This is a genomic window from Nocardioides sp. Root240 (assembly GCF_001428825.1).
Taxonomy (GTDB): domain Bacteria; phylum Actinomycetota; class Actinomycetes; order Propionibacteriales; family Nocardioidaceae; genus Nocardioides.
Map to the genome: position 1 here is coordinate 128228 of NZ_LMIT01000010.1, position 14770 is coordinate 142997.

General features: G+C 71.7%; 15 protein-coding genes. 11 read left to right on the forward strand and 4 right to left on the reverse strand.

The features are described from left to right. Position 1 precedes the first annotated feature (1 nt). The 4 genes from ASE20_RS10690 to ASE20_RS10705 are packed head-to-tail and all read right to left on the reverse strand — an operon-like array spanning position 2 to position 4162. Positions 2-862, reverse strand: coding sequence for a fumarylacetoacetate hydrolase family protein (locus tag ASE20_RS10690; RefSeq protein ID WP_056894546.1), 861 nt, complete (start codon positions 860-862; stop codon positions 2-4). A gap of 23 nt (positions 863-885) precedes the next feature. After that, a complete protein-coding gene (locus tag ASE20_RS10695; protein ID WP_056894547.1) occupies positions 886-1845 on the reverse strand; it encodes a catechol 1,2-dioxygenase in 960 nt (319 codons plus the stop codon). Next, positions 1845-3344 (reverse strand): aldehyde dehydrogenase, encoded by a 1500-nt coding sequence (locus ASE20_RS10700; protein ID WP_056894548.1) that lies wholly within the window; start codon positions 3342-3344, stop codon positions 1845-1847. The genes ASE20_RS10695 and ASE20_RS10700 overlap by 1 nt, the downstream gene beginning before the upstream one ends. Next, on the reverse strand, positions 3341-4162 hold the full coding sequence (locus ASE20_RS10705) for an acetoacetate decarboxylase family protein (protein ID WP_056894549.1): 822 nt from the start codon (positions 4160-4162) through the stop codon (positions 3341-3343). The genes ASE20_RS10700 and ASE20_RS10705 overlap by 4 nt, the downstream gene beginning before the upstream one ends. 168 nt (positions 4163-4330) lie before the next feature. Between ASE20_RS10705 and ASE20_RS10710 the strand changes: the two genes are divergently transcribed. The 11 genes from ASE20_RS10710 to ASE20_RS10760 all read left to right on the forward strand — a co-directional run bounded on the left by ASE20_RS10710 (position 4331) and on the right by ASE20_RS10760 (position 14312). Next, a complete protein-coding gene (locus ASE20_RS10710; RefSeq protein ID WP_225869076.1) occupies positions 4331-5596 on the forward strand; it encodes a cytochrome P450 in 1266 nt (421 codons plus the stop codon). Between the two features lie 449 nt (positions 5597-6045). Beyond that, complete coding sequence (locus tag ASE20_RS10715) at positions 6046-6966, forward strand: oxygenase MpaB family protein (RefSeq protein ID WP_200952776.1); 921 nt, start codon at positions 6046-6048, stop codon at positions 6964-6966. 166 nt (positions 6967-7132) lie between these two features. Further along, positions 7133-7501 carry a flagellar basal body rod protein FlgB gene (gene flgB / locus ASE20_RS10720; RefSeq protein WP_056894551.1) on the forward strand — a complete coding sequence of 123 codons (369 nt, stop codon included), beginning with the start codon at positions 7133-7135 and terminating at the stop codon, positions 7499-7501. Further along, positions 7501-7893 carry a flagellar basal body rod protein FlgC gene (locus tag ASE20_RS10725; protein ID WP_056894552.1) on the forward strand — a complete coding sequence of 131 codons (393 nt, stop codon included), beginning with the start codon at positions 7501-7503 and terminating at the stop codon, positions 7891-7893. The genes flgB and ASE20_RS10725 overlap by 1 nt, the downstream gene beginning before the upstream one ends. Next, positions 7893-8219, forward strand: coding sequence for a flagellar hook-basal body complex protein FliE (fliE, locus tag ASE20_RS10730; RefSeq protein WP_056894553.1), 327 nt, complete (start codon positions 7893-7895; stop codon positions 8217-8219). The genes ASE20_RS10725 and fliE overlap by 1 nt, the downstream gene beginning before the upstream one ends. Before the next feature lie 10 nt (positions 8220-8229). Next, positions 8230-9816: a flagellar basal-body MS-ring/collar protein FliF gene (gene fliF / locus ASE20_RS10735; RefSeq protein ID WP_056894554.1), complete on the forward strand. Its 1587-nt coding sequence runs from the start codon at positions 8230-8232 to the stop codon at positions 9814-9816. Between the two features lie 16 nt (positions 9817-9832). Further along, on the forward strand, positions 9833-10861 hold the full coding sequence (fliG, locus tag ASE20_RS10740; RefSeq protein WP_056895146.1) for a flagellar motor switch protein FliG: 1029 nt from the start codon (positions 9833-9835) through the stop codon (positions 10859-10861). A 112-nt stretch (positions 10862-10973) separates the two neighbouring features. Further along, a complete protein-coding gene (locus ASE20_RS24705) occupies positions 10974-11612 on the forward strand; it encodes a hypothetical protein (RefSeq protein ID WP_056894555.1) in 639 nt (212 codons plus the stop codon). After that, on the forward strand, positions 11609-12916 hold the full coding sequence (locus tag ASE20_RS10750; RefSeq protein WP_056894556.1) for a FliI/YscN family ATPase: 1308 nt from the start codon (positions 11609-11611) through the stop codon (positions 12914-12916). The genes ASE20_RS24705 and ASE20_RS10750 overlap by 4 nt, the downstream gene beginning before the upstream one ends. Further along, on the forward strand, positions 12913-13365 hold the full coding sequence (locus ASE20_RS10755; protein ID WP_056917951.1) for a flagellar FliJ family protein: 453 nt from the start codon (positions 12913-12915) through the stop codon (positions 13363-13365). The genes ASE20_RS10750 and ASE20_RS10755 overlap by 4 nt, the downstream gene beginning before the upstream one ends. Further along, entirely contained in the window at positions 13362-14312 is a 951-nt protein-coding gene (locus ASE20_RS10760; protein WP_056894558.1) for a lytic transglycosylase domain-containing protein, read from the forward strand. Before ASE20_RS10755 ends, ASE20_RS10760 begins: the two co-directional genes overlap by 4 nt. Positions 14313-14770 lie beyond the last annotated feature (458 nt).

The following is a 14770-nucleotide window of genomic DNA, read 5'->3' on the forward strand; positions in this document are numbered from 1 at the left end:
CTCAGTGGGTGTTGGACAGGTCGGGCTTGCGGATGCCGCGGAACTCCCAGTCGCCACCCTGAGCCGTCGAGAGGACCTCCTCGCTCTCGGTCGGCTGTGCGCCGACGTCGCTGCGGATCGGCGTGGGGCCCTCGACGATGTGGTTGCGCAGGGTGCCCAGGCCCTCGACCTCGACCTCGACCACGTCGCCGGGGTGGACCGTGCGCGAGATGGCCGGCGTACCGGACAGCAGGATGTCGCCCGGGTGCAACGTGATCGTGCGCGCGATGTCGGCGACGAGGTAGTGCATGTCCCACTTCATCTCGCGGGTGTTGCCGTCCTGGCGGACCTCGCCGTTGACGATCGTGCGGATCTGCTTGTCGCGGAAGTCCCAGCCCTCGACGATGCCGGGGCCGATCGGGCACAGCGTGTCGGCGCCCTTGACGCGCAGCATCGAGCCGGAGTCGGTGTCGCGGAAGTCGTGGAGGCCGTAGTCGTTGCCGACGGAGTAGCCGCGGATGTAGTCCCCCGCCTCCTCCGGCGAGATGTTGCGCGCCGTCCTGCCGATGACGATCGCGATCTCGCCCTCGTAGTTGAGCCACTTGCAGCCCTGCGGCCGCACGACGGCCGAGTCGTGCGCATTGAGCGCGGAGACCGGCTTGTGGAAGTACGTCGGCGCCGGCGGCAGCGTGGTCAGCATCTCCTCGACGCGCGAGGAGTAGTTCAGGTGGACGCACACGATCTTGCTCGGGGTGACCGGCGGCAGGTGGACCGCGTCGGCGATGGCGACCGTGCGGCCGTCCCCGGCGACGAGGGTCTCGCCCTCGCGGCGGACGTCGACGGCGTTGCCGTCGAGGAGGATGCGGCGGTACTCGGTGGTCATGTCAGGTGTTTCCTCTCGGCGGGTCAGCCGGCGGCCGGCACGTCGGCACCGGAACCGCTCATCTGGCGGACGTAGTCGGGGTCGGTGGGGGTGGGGCGGGGAGCGGGGAAGCCGCCCTCCGGGCGGTCGAACCAGAGGTGCACCTGTCCGGTGCCGATGGAGTTCTCGTACTCGCCGTACTGGCGGCCGGGAGCGGTGCAGTCGCCCTCGCCGAGAGCGCCCATCATCATCAGGTAGTGCTGGAACCGGGCCTCCGGCTTGAAGCGGTAGAACTCGTCCATCGTGTCGAGCACGCGCGCGTGGTCGCCCTGCTTGAACCAGCCGATCCGCTCCGCGTCGGCGGCCGCGGCCTCCGGCGTGAAGATGTGCTCGACACCCGAGGCCTCGTGGTCGCGCAGCCGGCGCAGCGGCCAGAAGGTGTGGGACATGGCACCGGAGGCGACCAGCAGCACCTTGCGGTCCGACTCCGCGATCGCGGCACCGAGCGCGCGGCCCAGGCGCAACGCGTCCTCCCCGTCGGCGGTCTGGCACACGCCGATGGAGATCCACCTCTTCTCGGGCAGGCCCTGGCCGAGGTACTCCCACACGTTGGTCGTCGCGTAGAAGATCGGCAGGTGGTCGTCCTCGATGGAGGTGATCCAGGTGCTGTGGTCCGCGGCCTTGCCGGCGATCAGCGCGGCCAGCTCGGGGTCACCGGCGAAGTCGTAGGGCCGCTGGCTCATGCCGCGCGGCAGCTCCTCGGAGGTGAACAGCCCGGAGCGGCGCTCCTGCCCGGTGACGACCCACTCGACGGTGGTCGCCCAGTGCGAGTCGAGGACCACGACCGTGTCGTAGTCGAGCACGTCGAAGACCTCGCGCCGCAGCTGCTGCAGGCCGGACACGAGCGTGGTGTCCGGACCGTCGTTGAGCTCGCGCCGGATCTCCTCCGGCAGCACGATCGTGGGGACGTGCGCGACCAGGCCCGCGCCGACGACCTCACCCATCAGGAGTCACCTCCACTCGTCCAGCCGGTCGGGGAGAACACGCTGTTCTTGATGTCGGTGTAGAAGTCGAAGGACCAGATGCCGCCCTCACGACCGATGCCCGACTTGCCGTTGCCGCCGAAGGGGGCGTTGAGGTCGCGCACGAAGAAGCAGTTGACCCACACCGTGCCGGCGTCGAGCGCCGCGGACACCCGCTCGGCGCGGTCCCTGTCGCCGGTGACGATCGTCGCGGCGAGCCCGAAGGGGGTGTCGTTGGCCTTGGCGACCGCCTCCTCCTCGGTCTCGAACGTGCTGATCGTGACGACCGGACCGAAGACCTCCTCGGTCATGATCTCCGAGTCGTCGCGGGCGTCCACGAGGATCGTCGGCCGGTAGTAGAGGCCGCCCAGCTCCCGGTTGGGGCCACCGCCCAGCAGCGGGCGGGCACCGTCGGCGACGGCCCGCTCGACGAAGCCGGAGACCTGCTCGAAGTGGCGCCGTGCGACCAGCGCCGAGACGTCGGTCGACTCGTCGCGGGGGTCGCCCTGGACCAGCTGCGAGGCGCCCTCGACGACGCGGCGGGTGAACTCCTCGGCCAGGCTCGTGTGGACGTACATCCGCGCGGCCTTGAGGCAGACCTGGCCCGCGTTGTCGAACTGCTCGACCGCGATCTCGACGGCGAGGTCAAGGTCGGCGTCCTCGAAGACGAGGAGCGGCGACTTGCCGCCGAGCTCGTAGGACAGCGGCACGATGTTGGTGGCGGCGGCCTTGGCGATCACACCGGCGGTCGGGACCGAGCCGGTGAAGGCGAGCCGGTTGATGCCCGGGTGCGCGGTCAGCGGCGCACCCGCGTCGGCGCCGGTGCCCTGGACGACGTTGAAGACGCCCGCCGGTACGCCGGCCTCGTGCATGATGTCGGCGAGCAGGCTCGCCGTCAGCGGCGCCCACTCCGGCGGCTTGACGACGACGGTGTTGCCCGCGGCGAGGGCCGGGCCGATCCGCCAGCTGGCGAGCATCAGCGGCGCGTTCCACGGCGTGATGACGGCGACCACGCCGGCCGGGTCGTAGGAGATCCGCTCGCGGTGGCCGCGGCCGGGCACCTCCATGTCGGGGTGGCCCAGCTGGTGCTCGGCGAAGTCGGCGAAGGCGCGGAAGTTCATGGCCACGCGGGGCATCACGCCCCGGCGGTGGCTGCGGATCAGCGATCCGTTGTCGCGCGTCTCGACCAGGGAGAGATCCTCGACGCGCGCCTCGATCCCGTCGGCGACGGCGCGCAGGATGTCGCTGCGCTCCTTGACCGACAGCGCGGCCCACGCGGGGAAGGCCGCACGGGCAGCGGCGACCGCAGCGTCGACCTCGGTCGTCGTCCCTGCGTGGACGTGGGCGAGGACCGACTCGTCGATCGGCGAGATGTCGACGAAGGTGTCGGCAGAGGCGACCCGCTGGCCACCGATCCAGTGGCGGGTGTCGACCTCGACGCCCTCGACGAGGGCGATGTGCTCCGGGCGGTCGGCGCTCATCGCGCGGGCTCCCAGGTGCCGTCGGTGTTGGTGGCGAGCGTCGAGCCGCCGTCCCAGACGACGCCGACCTGGCGGTAGTAGCCACCGATGACCTCTTGCACCGGCAGGCGGTGCAGCTCCTCGGTCGGGGACTCGAAGAGCTCGACCTCGACGTCACCGGTCCAGGTCGGGCCGCCCTCGAAGGACGCGCCGCCGGAGGCGATGAGCTCGCCGTATGCGTCGGGGCTGTTCCTCGCGATGCCCGGGTAGACGCGGTGGTGCGCCATCGGGTGGCCGTTGACGAAGCCGTTGGTCGGCGACTCCTCCTTGAGGGTCAGCACGGCCTGCGCGAGGCGGCGGTCGCCGGCGGCCAGCGTGGCGCCGAAGACACCGCCGGCGGCGACCTGCGGCGCGCCCTGGCTGAACGGGTGCGGGCGGGTCTGCCACATCGAGCCGAGCTTCTTCGGGTAGCCCTGGTGGATGCCGCGGGCGATCGCGAAGTCCTTGTCGACCCAGATGTGGACGCAGCGGGAGTAGGTCACGCCCTCGTAGGCACAGCGGACGACGACGAAGGCCTCCTTGTACTGCGACCGCACCGGGTCGAGCAACTCCTCGCGCGAGCCGGAGCAGGACTGCCAGTCCGCCCAGATCAGCGCGACCGCGCCCGGGTCCTCGGGCGCGAGCTCGAGCGGCTCGGGGAGGAGCTCGGCGACACGGCCCGGGTCGGTGCGGTACTCGACCGTCAGGAGGTCACCGGAGTAGTACCACGGCGGCGACGGGATCACGGAGGACTGACCGGTCGCGGTCCGGGGGTAGAAGAACCCCTTCGTGTTGTTCATCGGGCCTCAGCTTCAGGTCGGGAGAAAGATCGTTCGGATCCGTACGATAGCCACCCTGGAACCGAAAGACCACCCTTGCGCGCAAACTTCTCGGGAGATATTGTTCGGATCCGAACGATCTCTGGAGACGCGCTGCCCAGCAACGCACAGAACGGATGGAGAGAAGCCGTGGACAAGCCGCCGTACGTCCCCCTCGAGGACGTCGACCTGGTCGATCTCGACCGCTTCGCCGGCCCCGAGGCATGGGGCATGCTCGACACCCTGCGCAAGGAGTCCCCTGTCCACTGGCAGCGCGAGACCGACGGCGGCAGCGGATTCTGGGCGGTCACCCGGCACGCCGACATCTGCGAGGTCGACAAGGACCCCGAGACCTACACGTCGACCGGCTTCGTCAACCTCGAGGAGGTCGACGAGGACCTGCGCGAGGCCCGCCGCTCCATCCTCGAGATGGACGGCCTGCGCCACCGCGCCCTGCGCAAGCTGATCTCCCGCGAGTTCAGCCGCCCCAACCTGATGCGCAACTACGAGGCCCTCCTCCGCGACATCACCCGCACGACCGTCGACGCGGCCCTCGCCAAGGGCGAGTTCGACTTCGTCGAGGACGTCAGCGCGGACTTCCCGATCCAGGTGCTCGCCCGCCTGCTCGACGTACCGCAGGAGAGGACGGGGCAGCTGATCGACTGGGGCAACGAGATCATCGGCTTCTCGGACCCCGAGCACGCGAAGATCCTGATCTCCGACGCCGCGAGCGAGCAGTACAAGCACCTGCCGTTCCGCTCCCCCGTCTCGCAGGAGGTCTTCGACTACGGCCGCGAGCTCGCCGCGATCCGCAAGGGCGGCGACGGCACCGACCTGGTCAGCCAGCTCGTCAACAAGATCCCCGAGGACGGACAGGCCATGTCGGCCTCGGAGTACGACTCGTACTTCCTGCTCCTCGTCGTCGCCGGCAACGAGACCACCCGGCACACCATCACGCACTCGATGCTCGCCCTGCTCGAGCACCCCGAGCAGCTCGCCAAGCTGCAGGCGGACCCGTCGCTCATCCCCGACGCCGTCGAGGAGTTCCTCCGGTGGGCCTCCCCGGTCTACCACTTCCGTCGCACCGCCACCCGCGACGTCGAGCTCGGCGGCCAGACGATCAAGGAGGGCGAGAAGGTGGTCATGTGGTTCGCCTCCGGCAACCGCGACGAGGACGTCTTCGACGACCCCTACGCCTTCGACGTCACCCGCCGGGACATCGACCACGTCACCTTCGGCAAGGGCAGCCCGCACCTGTGCATGGGCAACAACCTGGCCCGCATGGAGATCCGGCTGATGTTCGAGGAGCTGATCCCCCGCCTCGCGTCGATCGAGCTGAACGGCGAGGTCCGCCGGGTCCGCAGCAACTTCGTCAACGGCATCAAGACGCTGCCGGTCAAGGTCACCACGCACTGAACAGACCCGGCCGGCTGCGGCTCGGCGTCGTGACCCCCTCGAGTGGGCACAGACCGCAGATTTTCGGCCGATTTCTCTGCGGTCTGTGACCAAACGAGGGGTCACCAACACGCAACAGACCCACACGAGCCGGGCGGCCGCGTCAGCGGCGGCGCGGACGAAGTCCGTGCCGCCAACCGCGCCGCCCAGCCGACCGGCCGGGGCCCGGGGTCAAGGCCGCCGAAGGCGCCGCGCAGCGGGCGAGCGAAGCGANGCGCGGCCGCCCCAGGAGCCCCTGCGGCGTGAACCAGCAGCACAGCCAGTCCCAGCAGCGCGGCCAGAGGCTTCGAGGCTCGGCGCTGGCGCGCCTCACACCTCAACCACCGGACGGGGCGAGATTCCTTGACCCACCCGGGCCGCGCCACTAACGTCCCATCTGTACACAGCCGTTGACAGATCGGATCCCCGCCGTGCCGAGGAAGGCTCCCACCACCCTGGCCGGCACCGTCACGTCCCTGGGCAACACCAGCGGGGTCGCCAACATCATCATGCAGCTCTCGCTGCCGGCGGTCGGCGAGGGCGTCAGCGAGAGCCGGGTGACCTCGGGCAGCCCGCGCCGCCACCCGGTGAAGCGCGGTCGGACGACGGGGCAGTACCTCGCGCTCGCGGTGATGGGCGACGACGACGACCGTACGGCGATGCGCGAGGCCGTGGCGGAGGTCCACCGGCACGTGCACTCCACCCCGGACAGCCCGGTCCGCTACAGCGGCAACGCGGCGGACCTGCAGCTGTGGGTGGCGGCCTGCCTGTTCCGCTTCTACCTCGACCAGTACACGCTGCTCCACGGCCCGCTCGAGCGCGACCAGCTCGACGTGCTCACCCGGGCGGCGCAGCCGCTGGCGACCGGCGTCAACGTCCGCGCTGCGGACTGGCCGGCCGACTGGGCCGCGTTCGAGGCGTACTGGGCGGGGATGGTGCCGCGGCTGTCGATCTCCGAGGAGGTACGGCGCGACTTCGAGTCGCTCGCCGACCTCAGCTTCCTCGCCGAGGCCTGGGGCCTGCCGGGACGGCTGCTCAGCCGGGTGGCCGGGCGGACCTACCACTTCCTGACGCGCGGCAACCTGCCGCCGGAGTTCCGCGCGCTGATGGGCTGGACGTGGTCCACGCAGGACCAGCGCTGGTTCGACCGGGCGCTCCGCGGGTTGCGGCTGCTCGACCGCCTGGGCAACCGGGTGGCGATCCGGATGGTCTACCGCCTCTACGTCCTCGACTTCCGGGTACGACGCCGGCTCGGCCTGCCGGTGCTCGGCCGCCTGAAGGTGTCGGACGTGATGGTCCGCGACGGGGGCGACCAGCGGTGGCTGGCCCGCCGTACCACCAGGGCCCGCTGACGAACGGACGGACTATTCGGGACCAAGTCCCACCACCCGGTCCTCAGGTGGGACGGACCCGGACCGATCGGGCCTCGTGAGCGACGGATTGCTCATCCCCGCCGACGGACCGGCACCGATGCTTCACCGACCCCTGGGTCGGTGACTTTGCCGAAGAGGTCGTTTCGTGTCCTTCGCAGCGTCCGACGCAGTCGGGTTCGTGTTGCACACGGCGATCAACGGACTGTCCACGCGACAGAACGTGATCGCGGACAACATCGCCAACGTCGACACCCCCGGCTTCCGGGCGCGGAGTGTCGAGTTCGAGTCCGCGCTGGAGCGCGCCATCGAGCGTGGCGGCGCGATGACCTCGGGCCCCGGAGCCATCGGTGCGACGGTCGAGGCGACGGAGACCCCGGTCGGTGCCAACGACAACAACGTCGACCTCCGCAAGGAGTCGATCGCGGCGATCCAGACGCAGTACCAGTACCAGATCATGGGCCGCGCGATCAGCGACCGCAGCTCCCGGCTGAGCACGATGGGCGGTGCCTTCTAGTGGGCGCCTTCGACACCCTGCGGATCGCGAACACCGCCCTCGGCGCCCACCAGGTGTGGCTGGACGCTCTCGCCGACAACATCGCCAACGTCAACACGGTCCGCTCGACCGACGACGAGGCGTTCCGCGCGACGTACGTCGTGTTCGGCGCACGCGGCGACGGCGGCGTGGACGTCGACGGCTTCGCCCAGTCCGCGGCCGAGGGTCGCGTCGTCAGCTCGCCGGACCACCCGCTGGCGGACGAGGACGGCTACGTGCGGCTCCCGGACACGGACATGTCCTCGCAGATGAGCCAGCTGGTCATGGCCCAGCGCGGCTACCAGGCCTCGGTCCAGGTGACCAAGACCGCGCAGGACACCTACACCGCGGCCCTGCAGATCGGGAACCGCTGATGGACATCTCGCCCCTCCAGTTCCCGACCGTGGCCGGCTCGGCCGCGGTCAACCCGGCCATGGCGCTCTCGCCGTCGACCGCTGTCCAGGCGCCGGCCGGCACCGACACCGAGTTCGGCTCGATGGTCCTCGACGGCCTCGACCGGCTCGAGGGCCTGACCGACAAGGCCGACGGCCTCGCCGTCCAGGCCGCGACGGGCAAGCTCGAGAACATCCACGACTACACGATCGCCGCGAGCGAGGCGTCGGTCGCCAGCCAGCTCACGGTGGCGCTGCGCAACAAGGCGGTCGAGGCGTTCAACGAGATCATGCGGATGCAGGTCTGAGGGCTGATCGATGCAGCAACGACTGAACCTCGCACTCACCCGGACCCGGGACACCTTCGCGGCCTTCACCGCGGGGCAGAAGGCCGTCGCCGTCGTCGGTACGGCGGCCCTGCTCCTCGCCGCCTTCCTCGTCTTCCGTTGGGTCTCGGCGCCCACCTACGCCCCGCTCTACTCGAACCTCTCCGGCGAGGACGCCAGCGCGATCGTGGACGAGCTCGACGCCGAGGGCGTCTCGTACGAGCTCGCCGACGGCGGCAGCACCGTCATGGTGCCGCGCAACGACGTCTACGCCAGCCGCGTGAAGCTGCAGGGCAAGGGCCTGCCGGGCAACTCGGGCACCGGCGGCTACGAAGTCCTCAAGGACCAGGGCCTGTCCACCTCCGAGTCGCAGGAGAACACCAACTTCAAGCGCGCGATGGAGGGTGAGGTCGCCAAGACCCTCGAGGCGATGGACGGCGTCAATACGGCGATCGTGCACCTCGCGATGCCGGAGGCGAAGGTCTTCAGCGACGAGCAGGAGCCCACCACCGCGTCCGTGCTGATCGACACCACCCCGGGTGCCGAGCTGGACGACGAGCAGGTCCAGTCGATGGTCAGCCTGGTCGCGCGCAGCATCGACGGCCTGGACCCGAAGAACGTCACGATCAGCGACGCGGCCGGCAAGCTGCTGACCGCGGACAGCGCGGACGGCACCACCGGCGCAGCCTCCACGCGGGCCAAGCAGGTCGAGGCCTTCCAGAACTCGATGCGCGACAAGATCAAGACCGCGCTCGACACCTGGGTGGGTCCCGGCAACTCGACGACGACCGTCACGGCCGACCTCGACTTCGACAAGTCGACCACGGACAGCCGGTCCTACAGCAACGAGAAGAAGAACCCGCCGAAGTCGCAGACGAAGACGTCGGAGAAGTACTCGGGCACCAACCCCAACAGCCAGGCCGGCGGCGTGGTCGGCCCCGACGGGCAGATGGACCCGACGGCCGGCGCCAACGGCGACGGCACCTACGAGAACAACTCCGAGACCCGCGACAACGCGCTCGACGAGGTCGTGGAGCGTCGCGAGTCGGCCCCGGGCGGCGTGAAGTCGCTGCACATCGCGGTGACCCTCGACGCCACCGCCGCGGCGGACATCCAGCCCGAGGTCGTCAAGGACCAGATCGCCAGCGCGGCCGGCATCGACCCGCAGCGCGGCGACACGATCGAGGTCGCGGTGCTGCCCTTCGACAAGAGCGTCGCCGAGGCCAACGCCGCCGAGATCGCGGCAGCCAAGGCGGCCGAGGCCGCGGACCGCAAGAACGCGCTGATCCGCAACGGCGCGATCGGCGGCGGCGTGCTCCTCCTCGTGCTGATCGGGTGGTGGCAGGCCCGGCGCCGGGCGAAGGCCCGCGACCAGGCGACGTCGTACGTCGTCGAGCAGCTCCGCCTCGACGCGGCCAACCGCGCGCCGGTGCTCGAGTCCCCCGCCCTGGCGGCCCTCGATGCGGCCGAGGACGACGAGTCCGACTCGATGCGCGAGGACCTGATCGCCCTCGTCGAGCGCCAGCCCGACGACGTCGCCGCGCTGCTGCGCGGCTGGCTCGTGGAGCCCAGGAAGTGATGGGGAAGTGACGGCCATGCTCGCCGCGGGACCGACGTCCGCGATCGTCCAGCTCGGTGTCCGCAAGGCCGCCGTGCTCCTCATCCAGCTCGGCAAGGACCGCGCCGCGCAGGTCATGTCGCACCTGTCCGACGCCGAGGTCGAGGCCATCTCCGCCGAGATCGCCCGACTCGACGCCGTGACGGCCGACGAGACCAACCAGGTGCTCAGCGAGTTCCACGACCTGGCGACGGCGCACGCGCACGTCACCCAGGGCGGCTTCGGGTTCGCGCAGCAGCTGCTCGAGCAGTCCCTCGGCCCGGAGCGCGCGAAGGAGATCATGGAGCGGCTGCACGCGGCCGCCGTCCAGATGCCCTTCCAGTTCCTGCACCGCGCGGATCCCGCGCAGCTGCGGGGATTCATCGCCGACGAGCACCCGCAGGTGATCGCGCTCGTGCTCGCCCACATGGCCGCCGACAAGGCGTCCCTGCTGCTGAGCGGTCTGCCCGCCCACCAGCAGGCCGTGGTCGCCCACCGGATCGCCGTCATGGACCGCACCTCGCCCGAGATCGTCCGGACCGTCGAGGCGATCCTCGAGCGGAAGCTGTCGTCGATGCTGCAGCCCGCCGAGGTCTCGCGCGTCGGTGGTGTCGACCCACTGGTCAACATCATCAACCGGTCGGACCGCCCGACGGAACGGCAGATCGTCGAGGGCCTCGAGGGCCTCGACCCGTCGCTGGCCGACGAGGTCAAGAGCCGGATGTTCATGTTCGAGGACATCGTCGGCCTCGACGACCGCTCGGTGCAGCAGGTGCTGCGCCAGGTCGACACCGCCGACCTCGCCCTCGCCCTCAAGGGCGTCAGCGAGTCGGTGCGCACCAAGATCACCAGCAACCTGTCGGAGCGTGCGGCGGAGAACCTCATCGACGAGGTCGAGCTGCTCGGCGCCGTCCGACTCGCACAGGTCGAGGAGGCCCAGCAGGGCGTCATCCGCACCATCCGCCAGCTCGAGGAGCAGGGCCAGATCATGGTCCGGCGAGGGAACGACGATGAGTTCGTCGTCTGAGGGCAGCGCTGTGCGAGCTCGCTCGCACAGCGCGTCGGCCGAAGGGGTTGAGGGCGCGTCCGTCCGAGGAACGAGGACGGAACCGCGCGTCTCGAAACCCGAGCCCGTCACGTTGCAGAACTCCCTGGCAGAGCTGCGGGTCGCGAACTGGACCCGTCTCGGCGGCTCCTCCGTGCTCGGCGACCCGGTGACCGAGTCCATGCTCGACGGCCTCGCCGCCAAGGCACGGGAGGCCGCCCGCGCCCAGGGGTACGCCGTGGGCTGGGCCGAGGGACGTCGGGCGGCTGCCGAGCAGGCGGCCGCCGAGGAGGCCGACCGGATCGGCCACCACGCCGCCGCGGAGGCCCGCCGCGAGGCGGAGCACGCCGCGGCCGTGGACGCGCTGGGCCGGGCCGCCGAGCAGGTCAGGGGGTTGCTCGACGGCCTGGCTGCAGCGATCGAGGAGCAGGCGACCGAGGTCGCGCTGGCGCTCACCGCCGAGATCGTGGGTGCCCGGGCGGCGTCCGCGACCGCGGCCGATGTCGTCGTCCGCGTGCTCCAGGTGCTGCCGCCGGTCCCGGTCGGCCGCGTCCGCCTGCACCCGTCGGTCGTCGGCGACGCCGCCGTGCGCGACCTCGCCGACCGTGGCCTCGAGGTCGTCCCGGACGCCGCGCTCGGCCCGGCGGACGCGCTCGTCGAGGCACCCGACGGGTCGGTCACCGACCTGCGCATCGACACGGCCATGGCCCGGGTCCGCGAGGTGCTCGCATGAGGATCTCCAGCGCCGTCCTGGACCGCGCCGTCGACGCCGCGCGGCCGCTGCACCTGGGCACCGTCACCGAGCTGGTCGGCCTGCACCTCGAGGTGCGCGGCCTGCCGGAGGCCGCCGCGGGCGACCTGCTCGAGGTCCGGACGACGGCCGGCCCGCTGCTGGCCGAGGTCGCCGCCCTGCGCGACGGAGCCGCCATCTGCCTGCCCCTCGGTACGACGACCGGCGTCCGCGTCGGCGACCACGTCCACACGACCGGCGGACCACTGCAGGTCCGGGTCGGCGACGCCCTGCGGGGCCGCGTGCTGGACGGCCTCGGCCGCCCGGTCGACGGCGGTCCGCCGCTCGACGGCCTCGAGGCCGTCTCCACCGAGCTGTCCGCCCCGGACGCGCTGTCGCGCCCGCGCATCACCGAGCCGCTCGGTCTCGGCGTCCGCGCCCTCGACGCGCTGGTGCCCGCGGGCCGCGGCCAGCGGCTCGGCATCATGGCGGGCTCCGGCGTCGGCAAGTCGTCGTTGCTCTCGATGATCGCCCGCGGGACCGACGCGGAGGTCAACGTGATCGCCCTCGTCGGCGAGCGCGGCCGCGAGGTCCGCGAGTTCATCGACGGCGACCTCGGGCCGGAGGGCCTGGCCCGCTCCGTCGTCGTCGTGGCGACCTCGGACGCACCCGCGGTCGAGCGGCTGCGCGCAGCGTTCACGGCGACCCGGATCGCCGAGTGGTTCCGCGACTCCGGCCGCGACGTGCTGCTGATGATGGACTCGCTCACCCGTGTCGCCATGGCCCAGCGCGAGATCGGCCTCTCCGCCGGCGAGCCGCCCGCGACCCGCGGCTACCCACCCAGCGTCTTCGGCCTGCTCCCCCGTCTCCTCGAGCGCGCCGGCACGTCCGCGCACGGCTCGATCACCGGTCTCTACACCGTCCTCGTCGAGGGCGACGACCTCCAGGACCCGATCGGCGACACCGCCCGCTCGATCCTCGACGGCCACGTCGTGCTGAGCCGCGAGCTCGCCACCGCCGGACACTTCCCGGCCATCGACGTGCTCGAGTCGATCTCCCGCGTGCACCGCGCCGTGACCACCCTCGACCAGCAGGGCGACGCCGCCCGGCTGCGCCGGATGCTCGCCGCCCACCGCTCCGTCCGCGAGCTCGTCGAGATCGGGGCGTACGTCGCCGGCGCCGACGAGCACGCCGACGCCGCGCTCGCCCGGCTGCCGCGCATCGAGGCCTTCCTGCAGCAGGACATGGACGAGCTCACCCCGACCACGGACACGTGGGACCGCCTCGCCGGGCTGGTCGCGTCATGAGCGCCCGGGTGCACCGCGAGGACCGCGGCCTGGCCGCCGTGGCGCGGGTCCGTGGCGTCCGCGAGACCGACAGCCGGATCGGCCTGCAGCACGTGCTGGCCGAGGAGGCCGCGCTCGCGACCCGGCTCACCGGGCTCTCGGCCACCCTCGAGTCCGCCGGTGTCGACGCGGTGTCGACGACCAGCGCGCTGGTCGCGCAGCGGACCGCACTCGCGAACGTCGGCGTCCTCGCCCGCGAGGCCCGGACCGAGCTGGCGAGCGCCGAGGTGGTCAGCGCCGAGGCCCGCACCCGCTGGGGCGCGGACCGCGCGCGCCTCGCGGCCGTGGAGCTGCTCCTCGAGCGACGAGCCCTGCGGCGTCGTACCGAGGCGGGGAGGCGGGAGGCCCGCGAGGCCGACGACCTCGCCGCCCAGCGCTGGTCCCGTGGCCGCTCGGAGGACACACCATGAGCATCGACAACGTCACCGCCCGGATCGCCTCGATCCAGGCCCAGCTGGCGCGGTTCACCACGACCTCCGCGACCACGTCGGCGTCGGCCGACTTCTCCACGGCCCTCGCCACGGCGACCGGCGCCGCAGGCGACGCGAACGGCATCACCGGCCAGGACGTGGTCGCCGAGGCCAAGAAGTACCTCGGCCTCCCCTACGTCTGGGGCGGCACCAGCAAGGAGAGGGGCGTCGACTGCTCCGGCCTCGTGCAGCAGGTCTACAAGGCCCTGGGCTACGAGCTGCCGCGCGTCTCGGCCGACCAGGCGCGGTCCGGCACGCCGGTCGCGAGCCTCGCCCAGGCCCAGCCCGGCGACCTGCTCGCGTGGGACAACTCCAGCCGCAACAACGGCGCCGACCACATCGCCATCTACATCGGCGACGGCAAGATGATCGAGGCGCCCCGCACCGGCCTGAACGTCCGCATCGTCGACGTCCCCTCCGACCCGGACATCATCCGCCGCGTGCTGCGCACCGATGCCGCGGCCTCCGGTGTCGGCGGCACGACGGGCGGCATCGCAGCCCGCGTGGGCTCCTCGACGCCGTACGCCGACCTGATCAACCGCGCCGCGGCCCGGACGGGGGTCCCCGGCGAGCTGCTCGCCGCGGTCGCGAAGCAGGAGTCCGGCTTCGACCCGAAGGCCGTCAGCCCCGCCGGCGCGCAGGGCCTGATGCAGCTGATGCCCGGCACCGCCCGCAGCCTCGGCGTCACGAACTCCTTCGACCCGGCCCAGGCCATCGACGGCGGCGCGCGCCTGCTGCGGTCGCTGCTCGACAAGTTCGGCACCCCCGAGCTGGCCCTGGCGGCCTACAACGCCGGCCCCGGCGCCGTCTCCCGCTACGACGGCATCCCGCCGTACCGGGAGACCCAGAACTACGTCCGCAACATCATGGCGATGGTGAGGAGCTAAACCCAGCATGACCATCACACCCTTCCTCCCCGGCATCCCGACGCCGGCCGCCCCCGACGGGGGTACGCCGGGCGAGGTCCCCGCCGGCGACGTCGGCGCCGCCTTCGGCGAGGCCCTCGCGGCCGCGCTCGCGGGCTCGCTCGTCGTCCCGGCCCTCCCGACAGCTCCCATGGTTGAGGTGGGAGGTGCCCCGGCACCCGCGCCCCTCCCGGCGGTTGAGGTGCGAGGCGCCCCGGCACCCGCGCCCCTCCCGGTGGTTGAGGTGCGAGGCGCCCCGGCGCCGAGCCTCGAAACCCCCGGGCCCGATGCATCCGCTGTGCCCAGCACAGTTCCAGCACCACGGCCAGAGGTTTCGAGGCTCGTCGCTGGCGCTCCTCGCACCTCAACCACCGGGGAGGTCGTCGCTGGCGCTCCTCGCACCTNNNCAACCACCGGGGAGGTCGTCGCTGGCGCTCCTC